At 39.1% G+C, this 20,535-nt stretch carries 20 protein-coding genes and 1 pseudogene; 7 read left to right on the forward strand and 14 right to left on the reverse strand.

Features of this window, described 5'->3' with window-relative positions; all coding sequences use genetic code 11:
• The first annotated feature begins 2 nt into the window (after window positions 1-2).
• From FIM66_RS00540 to hcpG, 3 genes are all read left to right on the forward strand, one after another.
• Window positions 3-1,310, forward strand: coding sequence for a putative RqcH family protein (locus FIM66_RS00540; RefSeq protein ID WP_140489565.1), 1,308 nt, complete (start codon window positions 3-5; stop codon window positions 1,308-1,310).
• 18 nt (window positions 1,311-1,328) lie between these two features.
• Entirely contained in the window at window positions 1,329-1,625 is a 297-nt protein-coding gene (locus FIM66_RS00545) for a hypothetical protein (RefSeq protein WP_000539103.1), read from the forward strand.
• 139 nt (window positions 1,626-1,764) lie between these two features.
• Window positions 1,765-2,742 (forward strand): Sel1-like repeat protein HcpG, encoded by a 978-nt coding sequence (gene hcpG, locus FIM66_RS00550; protein WP_140599781.1) that lies wholly within the window; start codon window positions 1,765-1,767, stop codon window positions 2,740-2,742.
• A 38-nt stretch (window positions 2,743-2,780) separates the two neighbouring features.
• Here the strand turns inward: hcpG and FIM66_RS00555 are convergent, their stop codons facing one another.
• Window positions 2,781-3,644 (reverse strand): 3'-5' exonuclease, encoded by an 864-nt coding sequence (locus tag FIM66_RS00555; protein WP_140599782.1) that lies wholly within the window; start codon window positions 3,642-3,644, stop codon window positions 2,781-2,783.
• Window positions 3,622-4,275, reverse strand: a complete 654-nt coding sequence (gene rpe, locus FIM66_RS00560; protein ID WP_140599783.1) for a ribulose-phosphate 3-epimerase — start codon at window positions 4,273-4,275, stop codon at window positions 3,622-3,624. Before rpe ends, FIM66_RS00555 begins: the two co-directional genes overlap by 23 nt.
• Window positions 4,276-4,345: 70 nt before the next feature.
• Between rpe and FIM66_RS00565 the strand changes: the two genes are divergently transcribed.
• The 4 genes and pseudogenes from FIM66_RS00565 (at window position 4,346) to FIM66_RS00585 (ending at window position 7,053) form a co-directional block, all read left to right on the forward strand.
• Window positions 4,346-5,218, forward strand: a complete 873-nt coding sequence (locus tag FIM66_RS00565) for a class 1 fructose-bisphosphatase (protein ID WP_140599784.1) — start codon at window positions 4,346-4,348, stop codon at window positions 5,216-5,218.
• Window positions 5,218-5,421: a hypothetical protein gene (locus FIM66_RS00570; protein ID WP_025448452.1), complete on the forward strand. Its 204-nt coding sequence runs from the start codon at window positions 5,218-5,220 to the stop codon at window positions 5,419-5,421. The genes FIM66_RS00565 and FIM66_RS00570 overlap by 1 nt, the downstream gene beginning before the upstream one ends.
• 12 nt (window positions 5,422-5,433) lie before the next feature.
• Window positions 5,434-6,330: an SAM-dependent methyltransferase gene (locus FIM66_RS07990; protein WP_194149225.1), complete on the forward strand. Its 897-nt coding sequence runs from the start codon at window positions 5,434-5,436 to the stop codon at window positions 6,328-6,330.
• Window positions 6,323-7,053, forward strand: a pseudogene (locus tag FIM66_RS00585) (type II restriction endonuclease). Before FIM66_RS07990 ends, FIM66_RS00585 begins: the two are co-directional and overlap by 8 nt.
• Before the next feature lie 120 nt (window positions 7,054-7,173).
• Here FIM66_RS00585 and FIM66_RS00590 read toward each other — a convergent pair.
• The 12 genes from FIM66_RS00590 to secF all read right to left on the reverse strand — a co-directional run bounded on the left by FIM66_RS00590 (window position 7,174) and on the right by secF (window position 20,533).
• Complete coding sequence (locus FIM66_RS00590) at window positions 7,174-8,031, reverse strand: cytochrome c1 (protein ID WP_140489577.1); 858 nt, start codon at window positions 8,029-8,031, stop codon at window positions 7,174-7,176.
• Window positions 8,028-9,266, reverse strand: coding sequence for a cytochrome b (locus FIM66_RS00595; protein ID WP_033616252.1), 1,239 nt, complete (start codon window positions 9,264-9,266; stop codon window positions 8,028-8,030). The genes FIM66_RS00590 and FIM66_RS00595 overlap by 4 nt, the downstream gene beginning before the upstream one ends.
• A gap of 10 nt (window positions 9,267-9,276) precedes the next feature.
• Window positions 9,277-9,780 carry a ubiquinol-cytochrome c reductase iron-sulfur subunit gene (locus FIM66_RS00600; protein ID WP_000763656.1) on the reverse strand — a complete coding sequence of 168 codons (504 nt, stop codon included), beginning with the start codon at window positions 9,778-9,780 and terminating at the stop codon, window positions 9,277-9,279.
• Between the two features lie 124 nt (window positions 9,781-9,904).
• Window positions 9,905-12,904 carry a transcription-repair coupling factor gene (gene mfd / locus FIM66_RS00605; RefSeq protein WP_140599785.1) on the reverse strand — a complete coding sequence of 1,000 codons (3,000 nt, stop codon included), beginning with the start codon at window positions 12,902-12,904 and terminating at the stop codon, window positions 9,905-9,907.
• A gap of 3 nt (window positions 12,905-12,907) precedes the next feature.
• Window positions 12,908-13,318, reverse strand: a complete 411-nt coding sequence (locus FIM66_RS00610; protein WP_140547802.1) for a bactofilin family protein — start codon at window positions 13,316-13,318, stop codon at window positions 12,908-12,910.
• Window positions 13,237-14,175, reverse strand: coding sequence for a peptidoglycan DD-metalloendopeptidase Csd1 (gene csd1 / locus FIM66_RS00615; RefSeq protein WP_140599786.1), 939 nt, complete (start codon window positions 14,173-14,175; stop codon window positions 13,237-13,239). Before csd1 ends, FIM66_RS00610 begins: the two co-directional genes overlap by 82 nt.
• A gap of 8 nt (window positions 14,176-14,183) precedes the next feature.
• Window positions 14,184-15,110 (reverse strand): M23B family cell shape-determining DD-metalloendopeptidase Csd2, encoded by a 927-nt coding sequence (gene csd2, locus FIM66_RS00620; RefSeq protein WP_140599787.1) that lies wholly within the window; start codon window positions 15,108-15,110, stop codon window positions 14,184-14,186.
• Complete coding sequence (locus tag FIM66_RS00625; protein ID WP_140599788.1) at window positions 15,110-16,285, reverse strand: bifunctional folylpolyglutamate synthase/dihydrofolate synthase; 1,176 nt, start codon at window positions 16,283-16,285, stop codon at window positions 15,110-15,112. The genes csd2 and FIM66_RS00625 overlap by 1 nt, the downstream gene beginning before the upstream one ends.
• On the reverse strand, window positions 16,275-16,787 hold the full coding sequence (lptE, locus tag FIM66_RS00630) for an LPS assembly lipoprotein LptE (protein WP_001202108.1): 513 nt from the start codon (window positions 16,785-16,787) through the stop codon (window positions 16,275-16,277). The genes FIM66_RS00625 and lptE overlap by 11 nt, the downstream gene beginning before the upstream one ends.
• The gene (leuS, locus tag FIM66_RS00635; RefSeq protein ID WP_140489591.1) at window positions 16,784-19,204 is read right to left on the reverse strand and encodes a leucine--tRNA ligase; all 2,421 of its coding nucleotides are present in this window, start codon (window positions 19,202-19,204) and stop codon (window positions 16,784-16,786) included. The genes lptE and leuS overlap by 4 nt, the downstream gene beginning before the upstream one ends.
• Window positions 19,205-19,213: 9 nt before the next feature.
• Window positions 19,214-19,552: a DUF6394 family protein gene (locus FIM66_RS00640; protein WP_000383761.1), complete on the reverse strand. Its 339-nt coding sequence runs from the start codon at window positions 19,550-19,552 to the stop codon at window positions 19,214-19,216.
• A 9-nt stretch (window positions 19,553-19,561) separates the two neighbouring features.
• Window positions 19,562-20,533, reverse strand: coding sequence for a protein translocase subunit SecF (secF, locus tag FIM66_RS00645; protein ID WP_140477998.1), 972 nt, complete (start codon window positions 20,531-20,533; stop codon window positions 19,562-19,564).
• Window positions 20,534-20,535 lie beyond the last annotated feature (2 nt).

Here is a 20,535-nt window from a genome sequence, read left to right on the forward strand (position 1 = left end):
TGATGAAATTTTTTCTTTTAAAGAAATTCAGCGAATTTTTAAACACTCAAACGCATTTTAACCTCAAACGCTTGAACGCGTCTAGTTTTTTATTAGAGACTTTTTCTAAAGACAAACACGCCTTTGTTGTGGATTTGAATGCGCCTTATATCGGTTTGTCCAAAAAACCCCCAGAGAGCGTTTTGAAAAACACTTTAGCGTTAGATTTTTGTTTGAATAAATTCACTAAAAACGCCAAAATTTTACAAGCAAACATCATTGATAACGATCGGATTTTAGAAATCAAGGGTGCTAAAGATTTAGCTTATAAGAGTGAAAATTTTATTTTGCGTTTGGAGATGATCCCTAAAAAAGCCAACCTCATGATTTTAGATCAAGAAAAATGCGTGATAGAGGCCTTTCGTTTTAATGACAGGGTCGCTAAAAACGATATTTTAGGGGCATTGCCTCCTAATATTTACGAGCATCAAGAAGAGGATTTGGATTTTAAAGGATTGTTAGAAATTTTAGAAAAAGATTTTTTATCCTATCAGCATAAAGAATTAGAACACAAAAAAAATCAAATCATCAAGCGATTAAACGCCCAAAAAGAACGTTTGAAAGAAAAATTAGAAAAACTAGAAGATCCTAAAAACTTACAATTAGAAGCGAAAGAATTGCAAACTCAAGCCTCGCTGTTACTCACTTACCAGCATTTAATCCATAAGCATGAAAGCCGCGTGGTTTTAAAGGATTTTGAAGATAAAGAATGCGCGATTGAAATTGATAAGAGCATGCCCCTAAACGCTTTTATCAATAAAAAATTCACTCTCAGCAAGAAAAAGAAGCAAAAATCGCAATTCTTGTATTTAGAAGAAGAGAATTTGAAAGAAAAAATCGCTTTTAAAGAAAATCAAATCAACTATGTTAAAGGAGCACAAGAAGAAAGCGTTTTAGAAATGTTTATGCCCTTTAAAAATTCCAAAATCAAACGCCCGATGAGCGGGTATGAAGTGCTGTATTATAAGGATTTTAAAATCGGTTTAGGGAAAAACCAAAAAGAGAATATCAAGCTTTTACAAGACGCAAGAGCGAATGATTTGTGGATGCATGTGCGAGATATTCCTGGATCGCATTTGATCGTTTTTTGCCAGAAGAACGCGCCCAAAGATGAGGTCATTATGGAATTAGCCAAAATGTTGATTAAAATGCAAAAAGATGCGTTTAATAGTTACGAAATTGACTACACGCAACGAAAATTTGTCAAAATCATCAAAGGAGCTAATGTCATTTACTCAAAATACCGAACTATTAGTCTAAAGGACACTTAAACACTTAAGGAGGTTAGCATGGGTGTTTCAGCTTTAGGCAATGTAACTTATATCAACCAAAACGCTCCTTTAAATTCTGCTATCCAACAGGGTGCAAGAAGTGATATGCTGGATTTAGCGCAAAGCTTTCAAAGTAAGCTTGAATTAGCCCAAGAAACAAGAGCGTTAGAAAACATGCAAGCTATTAGCGATAAAGACCCTAAAGAAGGCTCCAAAAACCGCTATCAAAACAGCCAAAGGGCTAAGGCGTTTGGCTTGGAAGAAGAAGAAATTGAATTGTGGCATGAAGAGCATTTGCTGGATATTGTGGGGTAGGGTATCGCAAATAACCCCCCTATCCTTTCATGAGTTTAAAATGAAATAATCAAGTCCCTGTTTTTTAAACATTAAAAGATTTTAGCTATCAATATCAATCACAATAGAATCTTATATTTTTAACAAAAGGGAATGCGTCATGTTAAGGGGTGTCAAAAAAGCGGTTTTTAGGGTTTTGTGTTTGGGGGCGTTGTGTTTAGGGGGGTTAATGGCAGAGCAAGACTCTAAAGAGCTTATATTTTCAGGTATCACTATTTACACGGATAAAGATTTCACTAGAGCTAAGGAATACTTTGAAAAAGCTTGCGAATTAAACGATGCTGATGGTTGTGCGATCTTAAGAGAGGCTTATTCTAAAGTCATCCTAAAAGGAAGTGCAAGAGAAAGCATTGAAAAAGCTCTTGAACACACCGCTACTGCTAAAGCTTGCAAATCAGACGATGCTGAAAAATGCAAGGACTTAGCAGAGTTTTATTTTAATGCAAACGATCTTAAAAATGCTTTAGAATATTACTCTAAATCTTGTAAGTTAAATAATGTTGAAGGGTGTATGCTGTCAGCAACTTTTTATAACGATATGATAAAGGGTTTGAAAAAAGATAAAAAAGATCTAGAATATTATTCTAAAGCTTGCGAGTTAAACTATGGCGATGGCTGTGCGATTTTAGGGGATATTTATCATAATGGTGAAGGCGTAACACAAAATTTTAAAAAAGCTTTCAAATATTACTCTAAAGCTTGCGAGTTGAATAATGGTGAAGGGTGTTCTAAATTAGGAGGGGATTATTTTCTTGGTGAAAGCGTAACGCAAGATCTTAAAAAAGCTTTTGGATATTACTCTAAAGCTTGCGAATTAAACGAAGCTCTAACATGCACGCTTGTAGGAGAGTTTTATCGTGATGGTGAAGGCGTAACAAAGGATCTTAAAAAAGCTTTTGAATATTCTGCTAAAGCTTGTGAATTGAACGATGCTAAAGGGTGTTACGCTCTAGCAGCGTTTTATAATGAGGGTAAGGGCGTAGCAAAGGATGAAAAACAAACGACAGAAAACCTTGAAAAGAGTTGCAAGCTAGGATTAAAAGAAGCATGCGATATTCTCAAAGAACAAAAACAATAAAATCCTAGCCCTATTAAGCCCCATTAAACAGCTTTCGTTTAACTGGTTGCTTTTATGATATTGAACAAACCCTTTGTCCTCTCAAAAAGAGAAAACGGCGATGGGATCTCTTGGTATTTGGATCTTGGGGGTCTTTTGATCAAGGTGTTAGCGCATTTTGAAAAATCAATCAAATCCATCGTCGTTTTGATGTAACTGGGCAAGTTTAATAAGCATATTTCAAAGAGTTTATAGCTCGCTAAAGCGTCCGCATAGGCTCTGTGGCTGACTTCTATGCCAAACCCTAAAAGCTCTTTTAAAAAGCTCAAAGAATAACGCATGGACAAAATGGCTCGTTTGGATAAATCCAAAGTGCAAAGCTTTAAATTCAATAAAGGGCAATGCAATTTTTCCACAAAATAACGCCCTAAAAAGTTGTAATCAAAATTAGCGTTGTGGGCCACAAACACGCTATTGCCTAAAAAAAGCCGTAATTCTTGCAAAGCTTCATGCACGCTTGGGGCGTTTAGGGTGTCTTCATAAGTGATGCCTGTAAGCTCAGCGATATAATCAGGAACGCTTTTGACTTTCACAAGGGTTTCAAAACGATTGATAATTTCCCCCCCCTTCACTTGCACGGCTCCGATTTCTAAAATCTCATGTTTTAGGGGGCAAGAGCCGGTGGTCTCTAAATCAATAAAGGAAAAAACCTCATCTTTAAGGGGGGTTTTAAGGTTTTTGAGCGTGATTAAATTTTCGCTCGTTTCTATGAAATTAAGCCCACACGCTTTTAAATATTCCAAATTGATTTCATCATAAATAAGGCGAGAGAGCGATTTTTCTAGCATGCCTAAGCTTAAATCCTGGTGCTTTAAGCGAGCGATTAGGGCTTGAATATCTTTATGCAAGAGGCTGTCTGACATTCTGTAAGCCTTCAATAGCCAGCTTACGATCTTTGGATTTAAAAATATAACTCCCTGAAACCACCACATCCACGCCCGCTTGTTGGAGCTCAAAGATATTTTTATCATTCACGCCCCCATCCACTTCTAAAAGACAGCTAGGGTTGTAGCGCCTAATCAATTCCTTGACTTTCAAGCATTTTTCTAGCACTAAATCTAAAAACTTCTGCCCGCCAAAGCCCGGATTCACGCTCATTAAAAGCACTAGCCCCACGCTTTCTAGCAAGTATTTAATGCTTTCTTCATGCGTGTGGGGGTTGAGAACAATTCCTGGCGTGATGCCTGAATTTTTAATGAGTTGCAACACCCTATGGGGGTGCTTTTCATTTTCTGCATGAATGCTGATGATTTGCGGGTTTAAAGGAGCGAATAATCCTACAAAAAAGCTCGCATTTTCTACCATTAAATGCACATCTAAAGGCACTTTGCTCATTTGAGTAACCTTCTCTAAAATTACAGGTCCCATCGTTAAATTAGGCACATAATGCCCATCCATCACATCTACATGCAAAAAATCAGCGTTACTCACGCTCTCTATCTCTTTGGCTAAATGCATAAAATCAGCGCTCAAAAGGCTCGGAGCTACTTTCAAAATACTTCCCTATTTCCAATGTTTTCAAGTAAAATATTAGCATCTTTAATCAAATCATAAAAGGGTTTTTATGGATTACAAACATTTTAAAGGCAAGCATGCGAACATCGTTATAGAAATCATCAGTCTTTTAGAAAAAGGGGTTAAAAAAGCCCAAGAGATTTTAGAAAAGCCGGACGCTGGGAGTTACACTAAATTAGAAAACAGCAGCGGTGATACGCCCATTAAAGCGGATTTAGCCCTAGATAAGTTTTTAGAAGAAAATTTTTTGAGTTTAGAAAATGTCAAAAGCGTTTTTAGCGAAGAAAAAGAAACGCCTGTTACTAAAGAAAACGGCTCTTACTTGATCGCTTATGACCCCTTAGACGGGAGCTCAGTGATGGAGGCGAATTTCTTAGTAGGCACGATTATAGGGGTTTATGAAAAGGATTATAAGGCGCAAAATTTAGTTGCAAGCCTTTATGTGGTTTTTGGGCATAAAATTGAATTAGTGGTGGCCTTAGAAGAAGTTTATCGTTATGCGTTTTATCAAAACAAGTTCCATTTTATAGAAACCATCGTTTTAGAAAATAAGGGTAAAATCATCGCTAGCGGAGGCAATCAAAAGGATTTTTCTTTGGGCTTGAAAAAGGCTTTAGAAGGGTTTTTTGCAGAAAATTACCGCTTGCGATACTCAGGATCTATGGTGGCTGATGTCCATCATGTGTTGGTTAAAAAAGGCGGAATGTTTTCCTACCCGCAAAAGAAATTGCGAAAGCTTTTTGAAGTCTTTCCTTTGGCCTTGATCATTGAAAAAGCTAAAGGGGAAGCGTTTTATTTTGATAAAGGGGTTAAAAAGCGTTTGCTAGAGCAAAGCGTAGAAAATTACCATGAAAAAAGCGAATGCTATTTAGCTAGTCCGCATGAAGCTCAGATTTTAGAAAAATATTTAAAGGGAGAATGATGCAAAATAGCGCTAAAAAATTAGAATATGAAGAGCGTTTTAATGACGCTCTTTTGAAATTACAAGCATGCCAAGAAGAAAAGCAAGTAGCGAGTTGCTTGAAATGCGAGCAGGTTTTGAATTGCAAGATCCGCAACAGCTATGTGGATGCGGCTTATGAGAGCATGAGTTTAGGCGAAGCGGGCGGGTTTGATTTCAATTAAAATGGGATTAAAATGGCTAGTAATACTATCTTGCAAAAAAATTTAGACGCTTTTTACACCCACCCCAAAATCGCGCGATTTTGCTTGGATTTATTAAAAGATCTCATCAATCAAAATCTAGGGCTAGACTTAAACGCATTCTATTTTTTAGAGCCAAGTGCAGGGAGTGGGAGCTTTGTTGATGCATTAAAAGAATTAGGGATTGCTGATTGTCTTGCCCTTGATATTGCCCCTAAAGCTCAAGGCATTCAAAAAAAAGATTATCTGTTGGAATTGATTGAGTTTAACAAAAAGCGTATTATTATTGGCAACCCTCCTTTTGGGCATAGAGGGAAATTAGCCCTAGATTTTTTAAACAAATCTTTAAACGAAGCACCTATTGTAGCGTTTATTTTGCCCAATTTATTCAAACGCTATTCCATTCAAAAACACATTGATAAGCGTGCAAAATTGGTTTTAAACGCTGATTTAGAGAAAAACGCTTTTATTTTTAATGAACGACCCTATGATGTGAAATGCGTTTTTCAAATCTATATGCATAAAAATATCGCCCTAAATCTTAAAGACGAACGCATCATTGCACCCCCAAAAATCCGCCATAATGACTTTATTACTTACATTCACAACAACACGCCACACACCCTAAAATATTTCAACAAAGAAAAATACCAATGGGATTTTGCGGTGGTGAGACAAGGCTTTTATGATTACAACGAAAAGATCACCAATGCAAATTTACTGATTAAAAACCGACAATATTTTTTCATCAAAGCCCATTCTAAAGAAGCTTTAATGATTATCCATAAAATTGATTTCAACAAACTCGCTCATAAAAACACGCAAGTTTTAGGGTTTTCCACTTATGATTTTGTGGAAGAATATTGCAAATTAAAGGAAATGCATGCTTGAAAAAGTGTTCCAAGAAATTACCAATAAAAGAAAGTTTTTTGCAAGTTCTAGCACAGGGGAGCAGTTTGAAAACCAATTTAGGAATGAATTAAAAAAACACTTTAGCGAAATCAACGGCGATTTAACAGAAAAATTAAGCCATATTGAAGAAAAGCCTAATAAGGAAGTCAAAACCGCTTTTAACCAACTCAAAAAGCAAGTTTTAGAAAAAAATCACCCACACACCCTTAAAAACCCTTTTTCAAACCTTACAAGCCATTTTTTATACCAGCCTTTTGGCTCACAAAATTACCCTGATTTTTTGGTTTTTATTTTTGATTATGTGGTGGGGATTGAAATCAAGTTTTCTAAAAACGATAAGGGTGAAAAAACCTTCAAACTTCTCGCCCCATGTGGAATTCAAACCTGCCTAAACCCAATGCGATTTATGTGTATGGAGTCGCTAATGCAGACATCACTTTTTTTAAAGGCTCAGATATTTTGAGTTATGAAACCAGAGAGGTCTTACTTAAGTATTTTGATACTTTAGATAAAGATGAAGAAAGTTTGAAAAACGCCTTAAAGGATTTAGAAAACCCTTTTGGGTTTGCCCCCTACATCAGAAAAGCTTATGAGCATAAAAAGGAATTTTCTAACCACCACCAGATTGAAAGCTTCTTTTCGCATAATCACATTTTAAGAGAGCAGAATGTCTTAGAATTTTTGAAAACGCTCACTCATTAGCATATTTATTTCCCATTTATCTATTTCTTGTAAAACACAAGTTTATTTTTAATATAAAGAAATTGATGATTAGTCTCATAGAAAAAGCCCCTTACATGCTTTCCCCCCCTTTTTTTTAATTCAATGCACTTCGCTCCAAACTTTTCTTTTCCATGCATAAGCCAAGAACGACAGCACCGCAAAGAAAATCATGATCTTAATCCCTAAGGTATTCCTTTCATGTTTTTTCCTATCGCCCGCTTTTTCCAAATAAGCGATGACTTGTTTTTGAGCTTTTTCACTCAACCCCACTCTAGGCATAGCCGTGCCAGGCAAAAGCTTTTGCGGATCGTTGATGAAAATACTCAAGCCATGTTCGCCCTTAGCCCTAATCATCATGGACAAATCAGGCGCATGAGAGCCTAAATAATTGGCCAAATCTTTAGGATCGCTAATGGCCTTATCTTTAGCGTAATCCAGGCTATGGCACCTTTGACAGCTTTGTGCAAACACTTCCTTATCGCTCAAATTTTTAGGCAAAATAGAAGTGAGATACGCCACAATATCACTCAGATCTTTATCGCTAAATTGAGAAAACGCCGGCATAGGATATGGCCTTTCATCGTTAAATTTATGACTCAATTTCGCCGTTTTCACAGGATCTTTGATGAAGTGGGCTAAGAAATTCGCGCTCAAAACCCCCGCCACATGGCTTAAATCCGGCGGCACGACCCCAAAAGAATTGCTCGCGCTAAGGCTGTCCATAGGGGCTGGAATGTTTTGGGATTTAATGCCATGGCAAGCGGTGCAATTTTCGGCTACAAGCTGTTTTCCTTTATTAGCGTCGCCATTTTTTAAATCCATCGGCTCTAAATCCTTGAAAGCAAAATCCGCCGGAGCGACTTTAGGGTGCATCACCGAATGCGCATAAGGCTCAACCCCATAATAAATCACGCCTACCACCACAATAAGGATGATTAGAATCTTAAATTCTTTCATCTAACACCCCCTTGTTTCTTGCTCTCAGCGATAGTGATGATGGGCAATACCACAAAGAAAAGGGCTAAAAAAGTGATTGAACCCGCTAAGCCAATGTATTTACCAATCCCAAGCGGAGGCAATTTGCCATAGATCGTTAAAACAATCATATCAATGATTAAAAGCCAAAACCACACCATAAACGCTGGCCGTTTGTGCGCGGGAGCGACAACCGGACTTCTGTCCAAAAAGGGCAGTAAGAAGAAGATCACTTGCGCCACGCCAAAGGCCATTAGCCCTAAATCAGCGCTAAAGAAAAAGCCCCTTAAGACTTCATAGCTCCATAAGAAATACCATTCAGGGTAAATGTGAGGTGGCGTTTTAAGGCTGTTAGCCCTTTCAAAGTTGATAGGATCCATCGCAAAATCATAGTGGTAACACACCAAGTAAAAGAAAAAGACCATGAATGCGCAAACCACAAAAATATCTTTAGACAAGAATACCGGCCAAAAAGGAATGACTTTGGATTCTTTTTTCTTGCCTTCAATGAATTTCTTTTCTTCCAATTCAAAGTCAATCTCTTCGCCTTCTTGGTTATTGACATGCGGGATGCGTAAAGAATAAAAATGCACCCCAACAAGTAGAATGATCGCAATGGGCAGTAAAAACACATGGAGCATGAAAAAGCGCGTTAAAGTGGAATCCGCCACGACATAATTGCCCCTAATCCACTCCACCACATCAGCCCCAATGAAAGGAATGCCTCCAAATAAATTCGTGATAACCGCTGCGGCCCAATAACTCATCTGCCCCCAAGGCAGCATATACCCGCTAAAGGCTTCCGCACTAAAGACCACAAACAAAACCATCCCGCTAATCCAAATCATCTCACGGCCCTTTTTGTAAGAGCCATAATAGATGCCAACAAACATGTGGATATAAATGATGACAAAAATCATGCTCGCTGCCGTGGCATGCATGTGGCGCCAAAGCCAGCCATAAGCCACTTCTTGCATGATGGTGAAATTCACGCTATCAAACGCCATTTTCGCATCAGGCTTGTAATACATGAGCAAGAAAATCCCTGAGACCACAAGCACGCCAAAAAGGGTCAATAAAATCACCCCCATCGCCCATAAGAAATTGATGTTTTTAGGGATCCAATATTCTGTCATTAGCACTTTAACAAGCTTGTTAGTGCCAAGACGCATGTCCAGCCATTCGCCTAAATTCTTCGCTTTTTTTATCTCTGCCATGGAATTCTCCTTACGCTTTAGCCATCATTTTTTTGTATTCAGCCCCGGCTTCACCAAAAGTGATCTTAGTGCCTTCAATTTTAAAAGGCGGAATATCAAAAGGGCGTGGAGGGGGAGTGCCGGCAATATTCACGCCATCAGAAGTGAAACGCCCCCCATGGCATGGGCATAAAAAGCCTTTTTCTTCATCTTGATAAGTAGGGATACACCCTAAATGCGTGCAAATTTGAATGGCTGTGGTAAAAACGCTCCCGCCAACTTTAAAATCGCGCTTTTCATTAAAGCCCTCTTTTTTAGAACGCTTGAGAATATAGACCGGTTTCCCACGCCATTCCACGGTAGAAAACTGCCCTTCTTGCATATTCGCCACATCTATGGTCGTAAAACCAGCTGAAACAACGCTTGGGAGCGGATCCCAAGTCTTTTTCATCGCTACCAGACTCGCTATAGCCCCTATAGCTGTAACACTAGCAAGGCTCATTCCTAAAAAATCACGCCTTTGAATATCTGCCATGATTAAAAACTCCTTAATGATAATTACCTTTTAACGACTAAAGGCATAGCAAATCCCTATTCTACAACAAACTCTCTTAATAATCTTTTTAAAATAACAAAATTGAGACTAAAATCAAACGCTTTTAACGCCGTTTTAAAGAAATTTGAGCGCGCAAATGTTTCAAAAGGGTTTCTAAAATATCGTTATCGTCTTTGCTTGGGGCTTTTAAGCTTTCTTTATGTTCATCGTTATAAGTAAGGGTGATGTTTTGATTGAAATTAGAAAGCTTAATGATGCCAAGCTGATTGGCTAAGATTTTAAGCGTAATGATTTGCAAAAATTGAGCGCTCAAATCGTCTATTTTGCCAAACCTGTCTTCTATTTCTTCATGGATTTGCCCCACCTCATCTACATTTTCACACAAACTCAAACGGCGATACAAATCCAACCTCAAACTATCGCTTGCAATGAGTTCAGGGTTTAAAAAAGCGCTCACGCCAAGTTGGATTTCTACGCTTTTTTCAAGCCTTTTCTTCCCCCCACTCAATTCATAAATGGCATCCTCAAGCATGCGCGTATAGAGCGCATAACCGATGTTTTTAATATGCCCACTCTGATCCTGCCCGAGCAAATTCCCGCCCCCCCTGATTTCTAAATCATGATAAGCGATACTCTCCCCACTGCCCAAATACGAATTTTTTTCTAGAGCGAGCAAGCGTTTTAGGGCCTGTTCGTTCAAACTTTTTTGATCTTCTATAAGGAAATAACAAAAGCCTTCTTTTTTACCTCTCCCCACACGCCCTCTCAATTGGTGCAAATCAGCCAGCCCGAAATTTTGCGCATTATCTATAATAATCGTGTTAGCGTTAGGCAAATGGATCCCTGATTCCACAATAGAAGTGCATAATAAAACCTGATAGTTCCCCTTAGCAAACTCTAGCATGATTTCTTCGCTCTCGTTAGCGTTAATCTGGGAATGCAAAATAGCGATTTTGAGTTTAGGGATTAAATTTTCTAGCTTGGTTTTGACTTTTGAAATGCTAGCGATGTGGTTATGGATGTAAAAAATTTGCCCGTTACGGCGTAATTCTCTATGAATGATCTCTTTTAAGAGTTCATCATTCTTTTCTTTCAAAAAAGTGCGGCTGGGCTTTCTGTCTGTGGGCGGGGTTTTTAAAGAGCTAATGCCTTTAATTTGAGAGAGCGCCATGTTTAGAGTGCGTGGGATGGGCGTAGCGGACATGCTTAAAAAATGCACGCTTTTGCTCAATTCTTTTAAAGCTTCTTTTTGTTTCACGCCAAATTTATGCTCTTCATCTACGACCATTAAACCCAAGTTTTTAAATTTCGCGCCTAAAATCGCATGCGTGCCTATTAGCGCATCAACTTGCCCTAATTCCACCGCCTTTAAAAGCTTGTTTTTTTCGCTCGCATACCGATCCAAACGAGCCACTTTAACGCCAAATTTTTCAAAACGCGCCCTTAAAGTCTCAAAATGCTGGTGGGCTAATAAGGTAGTAGGCACGACTAACGCGCTTTGAAAGCCGTTCAAAAACGCGCAAAAAATCGCATGCATCGCCACTTCTGTTTTCCCAAAACCCACATCCCCACTCAATAATCTGTCCATCACTCTCTTAGAGCTTAAATCCTTTGAAATTTCAGCGATAGCCTTTTCTTGATCGCTGGTGTATTCAAACCCCGCATGCGATTTAAAGACTTCCAACTCCGCTAAATGCACATCCATCTTTTTGCCCAAGATCAAATTGCGTTCAGCCGCTAATTCAATGATCTTGCTTGCAATCTCTAAAAGCTTAGTCCTGACTTTAGCTTTTAGTTTGAGAAAGCTCCCTTTCCCTAGCCGGTCTTTAGCTGGCACGCTATCGCTTTGCGCCACATAGCGAGCGATGAGATGCAAGTTTTCTACCGGTAACAGCAGTTTGTCTTCGCCCAAATAAGCGATTTCTAAAAAATCCCTCTTGCTCCCTAAAACGCTGTGCTGGACTAATTGAGAAAACACGCCCACCCCATAATCATCATGCACCACCCATTCGCCCGCATTCAATTCGTTCAAAGCGAGCTTGGATTTTTGGCGTTTTTTCTTCCTTTCAAAAGAATTGAGCGAGATAAAAATCCCATCAGGGGTTTTAAAATTTAACACAAAGGGGGCGATGACGCATTCAATGCTATTTTTTTCAAGCGCGCTTATCGCATTGTCTAAAATCGTTTTATTAGGGGCTAGGAGCGTGATTTTATGATTTGAATGCAAAGCGATAAAGCTTTCTAAGGCATGCGCATGGATTTCTAAATCTTCATAGCCTTGTGCGTTTTCTAAAACCTTTAAAAATTTGAAACGCTCATAATTTAATTCGTTTAAGCTCGCTAATTCTTGAATTTCTTCTAAAGCTCTAGGGCTTATAACGCTTTTATAAACGCTTAGCAAGTCTTGCGCTTTTTCTCCTAAAAACCACAAACCAAAACTGGTTAAATCTTTAGAAAAGCTATTTAAGGAGCTTTGTTCCACTTTTGTTTTTAGATCCTTATAAGATGGTTCGTCCAAACTAAAAAGCGTGGGGGGGATTTCAATTTCTAACAAATCTTCTTTAAGGCTCATTTGAGTGGTGGGATCCAATTCCTTAATGCTCTCACACTCCGTGTCAAAAAAACTCAAGCGATACGCTTTAGAATTAGGCGCATAAATATCCACAATATCCCCCCTAAAGCTCGCTTCGCCTTCCACTTCCACTAAGTCTAAAATTTCATAGCCATAATAAAAGAGCTTGTCTTTCAAGTCCTTAAGGTTATATTTTTCTAAAAGAGTGATTTTAAAGCTCTCTAAAAGTTCTTTTTTGGGTAAAGGGTGTAATAACGCGCTAATAGGGGCAATGATGATAGTTTCTTGCTTGTTTTCTAAGGCTTGATAAAACTCCCTCAAACCCCCTAAAAGCTGTAAAAATTCTTCAAAAAACGAACGCAAATCATCGTTTTTTTTAGCCCTAAACTCCGGGAAAAGAACGGCTTTAATATTTGGCTTAAAATAGCTTATGACTTCTTTAGCGAGCTTGGATTCTTTAAAATCCTTACAAGCGAGTATTTGATAATCAAAGCCTTTGTTTAAGGCTCTATAAAGGCTAGATTGGATCATTCCCTATTTATTTTCAATTTTCTTTTCTTGCTCATTGATCAACAACGCCCCCCCTTGAATATTCTTAGGGCGAGTTTCCCCAATCAAAATCCCTTTCCTTTCCACCACAAGCTCTTGGCTAGAGATCTTACCATCAAGGCGCCCTAAAGGCATGATTTCTACCACTTCCGCTTCCACCGTGCCAGTGAACTTGCCATTCACCACTAATTTATTAGCAAAAATCTCACCCACTACCGAGCCGGTTTGTCCGATCACCACCGTGCTTTTAGAATGCACCACCCCTTCTAATTCGCCATCTATGTGCAAATGGTAATCCAAATGAAGCTCCCCCTTTATTCTTGTGCCTTGAGCGATGATAGTCGCTGGTCCTGTTTTTGCATTAGCTGATTTATTATTGTTATCAAAGATTGCCATCTGATTCTCCTTTCTTTATTGAAAACTTCTTCAAAATCTTTCATGTTCCATTTGGTGAAACTCATGGGGTTTATGGGTTGATCTAAAAACCGCACTTCATAATGCAAATGCGGCCCTGTGCTCATCCCTGTATTACCACTATACCCAATCAACTGCCCTTTTTTGACAAATTCGCCCGTTTTTACGACGATTTTATTCAAATGGGCGTAGTAGGTTTTAAAACCAAAAGGGTGGAAAACTTTAATCAAATTCCCATACCCCCCATTCCACCCTTTGCTCGCTAACCCCACTACCCCGCTCGTGCTCGCATACACAGGCGTGTTAATAGTGGTGCTTAAATCAAGCCCGGTATGGTTGTGCAACACATGCAAAATAGGGTGGATTCTTTTATTAAAGGCGGCTGAAACGCGCCGATAGGATTCTAGCGGGTAGTCATTGGGGATAAGGCGCATGATAAAGCTTTTTTGAAGCCCGGTAATCCCAGCGACATCCAAGCGGCTAGAAAAATTACCCTCTTCTTTTTCTTCTTCAGGCCTATTCACTCCCACCACTTCTTCTAAATCGTTGACGCGTTCCCCTGAAAGTTGCAAATCGTCTAAAAATTCATCCATTTGCAAGGAAAGCTTTTCATTCGTCTCTTTTTTTTTCTCAAATTCTTTAGTGATTAAAGCATGCTGCTTTTCAATATTTCTAATTTCTTTATTTAAAACCAGTAACGAAATGCCTAAAAACAATAAAGATCCCACAACGCTCAACAGCGCATACAAGCCAATTTGACGGAATAAGATATGAACATTAATGTAACGGCTCCCTTTAGAGTCCGTAACCATCACAATCAAACGCCTGTCTAAAAACACTAAAATCCTTACTGGTTTATGAGCGCGTCTTTATCCACATGCTCTTGGAGCTGGACAATGTCTTCTAAAACCCAAAACAAATTCTTCCATTCAATAAATTTATTTTCTTCTAAAGCGCTTTGGAAATGATCCAAATCCCATGCCAGAAATTTTTCTGCGTCTAAAATTTTACCCAAAAACCGCACTTCATAATGCAATTTTTCGCCGCCGCTATTACCGCTCTTCCCGCTATAGCCAACCAACTGCCCTTTTTGAATGAAGCTTTTAGGCTGCACATTGACATGATCTAAATGCGTATAAATGGAGCTAAAACCAAACGCATGTTCAATGCGCACCAAGTTCCCATACCCCACATTAGAATTGGTCTTCACAAAATCCACAATCCCATCAGCGCTCGCATAAACAGGCGTGTTTAATGGCGCGATAAAATCGATCCCGGATTCAACGCCCTTAATCTTTTTAATGGGGTGGTTCCTTTCTTTAGTGGGTTTGATAGCGCTATAAGTTTTTAGGGGCATGCCATTAGGAATGAGCATGAGCGCTAAATGTTTTTGAGCCAAATTCAAATTTTCTAAATCCATTTCATCATAGAGATGCCCTCCCCCATTAGCCCCCTTTTTGACTTCAATCAAGGATTCCAACCCACGAATCTTTTGCCCCACAATAAAAAGCTCTTCTCGCTTGTTTTTAATCTCTTTTGTTAAAGTGTAATTTTTTTGATACAAATCCCTAAAATCCCTTAAAACCGCATTCCTCTCGCTTGTCATCGTATCCATTTTAGCGATTAAAAATTTTAAAAACCCCACGCCAAGCCCCACGATCAATAAAAAAATGATAACAGAAATGATGAGGTTGCGTTTTAAATTTTTAGAAAATTTGAGCTGTTTAGAGCCTGATTCATCAATGATGGTGATCACAAGCTGGTTTTGCGGCATCAATCCCTCTTCTTTGGATAGCGTTCATAAAAAGCGTTGGCTACTAGAAATGAGCCATACACCAAATAATTTTCATTTTCTTTCATATCTTCAAACAAAGCGTGTTCTAACCCTAAAGTTTCTAAAATCCCCTTAAGCTTTTCTAACTTGATAACCCTTTCTTGATGCAATTCTAAAATCAAAACCTTTTTAACCACAGGCTTTAAAATTTCTAGCACCCTAAAAGCGTCCTTATCTTGATAGCAATTATAAATCAAAATGATTTTAGCGTTAAAAATGCGTTTGACTTCTTCTTTTAAGGCTTTGGCGCTATGGGGGTTATGCCCCACATCTATTAAGATATTAGGGCTTAAAAGCTCGCAACGGCCGATTAAATTCAAGGGCTTTAGGTTTTTTAAAACTTCTTGTTCTTTGCATGGCATAAGCGTTTCAAACGCTTTTAGAGCCACTTCTAAATTCATCGCTAAAAAACGGGCTAAGTGGTGGCGTTCAATATAATCCCTGACTCCTTTTGAAATTCCATTTTGGACTAAAATCAATTTTGCGTGTTTTTCTTTAGCGATTTTTTGAGCTACCTTTAAAACCAGTTCTTGTTGGGGAGCGATGATACTAAGAGGGCCCATCGCTTTTAATTTAGTTTGCGCAATGCTTTCTAAACTATCCCCTAAAAATTCCTTATGATCATAATCAATGGGGGTGAAAACGCTTAGGGTTTTTTCTAAAGCGTTCGTGCTGTCAAACTCCCCCCCAAGCCCTGCTTCCAAAACCAAATAATCGCAATCTTTAGCGAGCATGACGGCCAGTAAGGTAGCGTATTCAAAATACGAGCAAGCGCTGCTGAAAGCGTGTGGTTGCAATTGCTGGTGAGCGTTTTCTAAAACGCTTTCTTCAACAACAGAACCATTCAAAAAAAAGCGCTCCCTAAATTCAAAAACATGAGGGGAGGTGAAATGCAACACCTTAAAATTTTGATCGGCTAATAAAAGGGTTAAAAACCGCCCCGTGCTGCCCTTACCATTAGTCCCTACAACATGAATGACTTTCGCTTGAATTTCAAAAAAAGCGTTTTTAAAATCTTTATAAATTTGAATGAAACGGCTAGGGTCAAACTCATGGTATTCTTTAGGCTTTGTTTCTAAAAACGCCTTTAATCCATTCAAAGGGCTATTTTTCATTATTGAATTTCCCCTCATAAGCGATTTGAGCCACAAATTTAGTCAAAGTTTGTTCCACAGCCTGATTGATGGCATAATAGCGGTTCTGGTAGGTATTAAGGGGGTCTTGCAAATTCACAGCGTAATTATAATACCCGCTATCTTGAAAAGTCTTTTGTGTGCCTCTTTTATTATCGTAGGTGTAATTCACAGACACGGTTGCGCGATAGAAAGTCGTAAAGCCTTCTTTGTTTTGCGTGATACTCGTATCGGTTACATTCGTGATTTCTATGATAATAATAGAATCCGCATCCTTTTCACTCGCCAAGCGGCTTTGGAAGCGTTGCACGACTAAACGATTCATCAAATCCTTAAACTCTACAGAGTTTTCAGGGTTAGGCAAATTCACAATGAGTTTCACATAGATGCTATCGCCTAAAGCGTTTTGAGCGTAAGCGGCGATGGGCTTATACCCACAGCCCTTGAACAAAAGCAATAAAATAAAAAAAAGTAAAGCCCTCATGCGATAACAAAATTAACAAGCTTATTAGGCACATAAATTTCTTTTTTAACGCTCGCCTTTTCTAAATATTTCTCTAATTCTTTTTTAGCCAAAACAATAATTTCTTCTTTACTGGCGTTAATATTGACTTTCAATTCCGCGCGCCTTTTGCCATTAATGGTAAGCCCTAAAGTCATAAAGTCTTCCATCAAAGCGTCTTCATCGATCGCTATAGGCTTGAAATTCTCTCTTTTAAAAAGCCTCTCGCTCAACTCCCATGCGGTGTGCGGGATAATAGGCTCTAAAATTTGCAACAACACAAAATAACCCTCGCATAAAATTTGCTCATCACTTTGCGCGTTCAAAGCGTTTAAAGCCTCCATGCAGCTTGCGATCAAAGTGTTAAACGCGTAAGCGCTTTCAGCCTTATTGAAAATTTCATGCGATTTTTTTAACGCTTCATAGACTTTTTTACGAGCTAGTTTCTGCGCTTCATTCAGGCTCACTCCTTTAAATTCAGGCTTAGAAGTGGTAGGGGTAATGGCGTTCGCTTTATCGTATAAGCGCTTGATAAACCGGTGTGCCCCTTCTAAAGCGCTGTCATTCCATGCCAATTCTTTAGCCGGTGGGGCAGCAAAAAGGATAAAAAGCCTTGCGGCATCAGCCCCGTATTTTTTAAGTATCTCTTTAGGGCTAACGACATTGCCTTTAGATTTGCTCATCTTAGCGCCATCTTTTAAAACCATGCCTTGGGTGATAAGCTGTTTGAAAGGCTCATCTAAATGAATATAGCCCAAATCCCTTAAAGCTTTAGTGAAAAAGCGTGCGTATAACAAGTGCAAAATCGCATGTTCAATGCCGCCAATATAAGTATCCACTGGCATGAAATACTTCAAGTAATTTTGATCAAACGCTTGATTTTCACGCTTATCTTTGGGGGTGGTGTAGTGCAAGAAATACCAACTGGATTGGATGAAAGTATCCATGGTGTCTGTTTCTCTTAAAGCGTCTTTATGGCATTTAGGGCATTGAGCGAATTTCCAACTCGCATGCTTTTCTAACGGATTGCCCTCCCCATCAATCACAATGTCTTCAGGTAAAGTTACCGGCAGTTGGGTTTCAGGAACAATCCCGCAATTTTTGCAATGAATCATAGGAATGGGCGCTCCCCAATACCTTTGACGGCTCACTCCCCAATCTTGCAAGCGGTAGTTGATCACCCTTTTACCGAGGTTTTCTTTTTCAAAATAAGCAATGATTTGCTCTCTGGCCACTGAGCTAGAAAGATCGCTCCACTCCCCGCTATTTTTTAAAACCTCTTCTTTGGTGTGGGGCAAATTTTGAGGGCTTTGAGTGATCACTTTAATAGGGATATGATACAGATTAGCGAATTCAAAATCCCTTTCATCGCAGGCTGGCACGCCCATTAACGCTCCAGAGCCATAATTAGCTAGGGCGAAATTAGCCACCCAAACAGGGATTTTTTGCTTTGTTAAAGGGTGGATAGCGTAAATGCCTAAAAACGCCCCTTTTTTCTCCAAGGCTCTTTCTCTTTGAGTCGTGTTTAAAATCGCTTTAATGATCTTTGAATCTTCTTGGCTCACTTGCTTAATGGCATGCTCTACTAAAGGGTGTTCTGGGGCGATTGCGATGTAAGTTACACCATAAATGGTATCCGCTCTTGTGGTAAAAACTTCAATTTTTTGAATGCCGTTGCAAGCTTTCAAGCACTCATCAGCGATTTTAAAGCCAAACTGCAACCCGCTAGATTTCCCTATCCAGTTTTTTTGCATGATTAGGACTTGAGAAGGCCAATGATTTTCTAAAGTCTCTAAGTCTTTTAGCAATTCTTCAGCGTAGTTTGTGATCTTCAAATAATATTGGTAGAGTTCTTTTTGAACAACTTCCGTATCGCAACGCCAACACCTCCCATCAATGACTTGCTCATTAGCTAAAACGGTTTTGTCGTTAGGGCACCAATTGAGCATGGCTTTCTTGCGATAAATTAGCCCCTTTTCCCACAAGTCAATGAAAAATTGCTGTTCAAATTTCGTGTAATCCGGATCTGAAGTGGCAAATTCCCTGTTTTTAGAAAAAGAAAACCCTAAAGCTTCAAACTCTTTTTGCATGGCTTCAATGTTTTCATAAGTCCAGGTTTTAGGGTGGATACCATGCTTAATGGCCGCATTTTCCGCAGGCATCCCAAAAGAATCAAACCCCATAGGGTGTAACACATTGTAATGGTGCAAACGATAATAACGCGCCAACGCATCGCCAATGGTGTAATTGCGCACATGCCCCATGTGGATTTCCCCACTAGGATAAGGCAGCATGCTTAGAATGTATTTTTTAGGGAGGTTAAAATCGTCTTTAGGCTCAAAACTCTTATTTTTCCACCAAAATTCTTGCCATTTTTTTTCTATATTGATAAAATCCATTGTTACCCCTTAATCCGTTTCGCTCGTTACAACGCTTTCAATCAACAAAAAGATGAGGCTGAAAGCGTTACTAATCAAAGCCCCAATCATGAGCATGTAAGCTGTAACCAAATTATTTAAAATCTGTAAAAACACAAACGCCGGTATGAGGTGCAACACGGTGGCTAAAGAGCTGGCCAACAGCTCTGAAGCGAAACGCTTACACACCCCAATTTTGAGCGTAACAGAAATAAGGTTTAAAGCTAACGCTACAAACAACACCACCGTGTTAGGCTCATACAAAAACCCTGCAATGGTGGTTAAAGAAATAAGGCTGAACAGCACATGAATGACCCGACCCCAATCCATAGAAACTCCTTAAACTTGACCGCCCTCATACAAACGGCGCATTTTTTCTTTCTCTTGAGCTTTTTTGATTTTTCTAGCCTCATTCTCATAATATTTACCCATATCAAAACCTAACAATAACGCTACTTTAGGGGCGATGAAAATAGAGCTGTAAGTCCCTACAATCGTGCCTATTAGCATGGGCAATGAAAAGCCAATGATGATCTTACTCCCAAACACGCACAAAATCAACACCACAAAAAACACGGTTAAAGAAGTTAAAAGCGTGCGCATGAGTGTGCTGGAAATGGCTTCATCAATGGCTTGAGTGGCGTTTTTGGTTTTTTGAGAGAGCATTTCTTCTCTGATCCGATCAAAAATAATGATCGTATCATTAATAGAATACCCAATCAAGGTGAGCAAAGCCGCAATCACTTCCAAATTCATATCAATCTTAAAAACAATCACCGAGCTTGCCACTAAAATCACATCATGCACAAGCGCAATAACGCTCGCTAAAGCGAAACGCCATTCATAGCGGAAACTCACATAAACCATGATCGCCATTAACGCTAAAATCAGCGACAAAATGCCCTTTTCTTTCAATTCGCTCCCCACTCTAGGCCCCACGGTGTCAAATTTACGGATTTCAAAATCGCCACTGGGTTTTAGAATGTTAGCCACGATAGCGTTCAAATCTTCATTTTCGGCCGTTTCTACAAAAGGGAATTTGATTAAAATCTCTTCTTTAGAGCCAAATTCGCTCACTTGCACGCCCTTGAAGCGAGCTTCTTTTTCAAACAGATCGCGCACTTCTTTAATGGGAGCGTTTTGAGTGTAACGCGCTTGCACCAAACTCCCCCCCGCAAAATCAATCCCTAAAGAAAACCCTTTGAAAAACAAAAGCCCTAACGCCAAAAGCACTAAGATCGCTGAAACAACCACCCCATAATTGGAATAACGCATGAAGCTTAAGATTCTAGTTTGCTTGAATAATTCCATAA

The sequence above is a fragment of the Helicobacter pylori genome (assembly GCF_006439795.1).
Classification (GTDB): Bacteria; Campylobacterota; Campylobacteria; order Campylobacterales; family Helicobacteraceae; genus Helicobacter; species Helicobacter pylori_CR.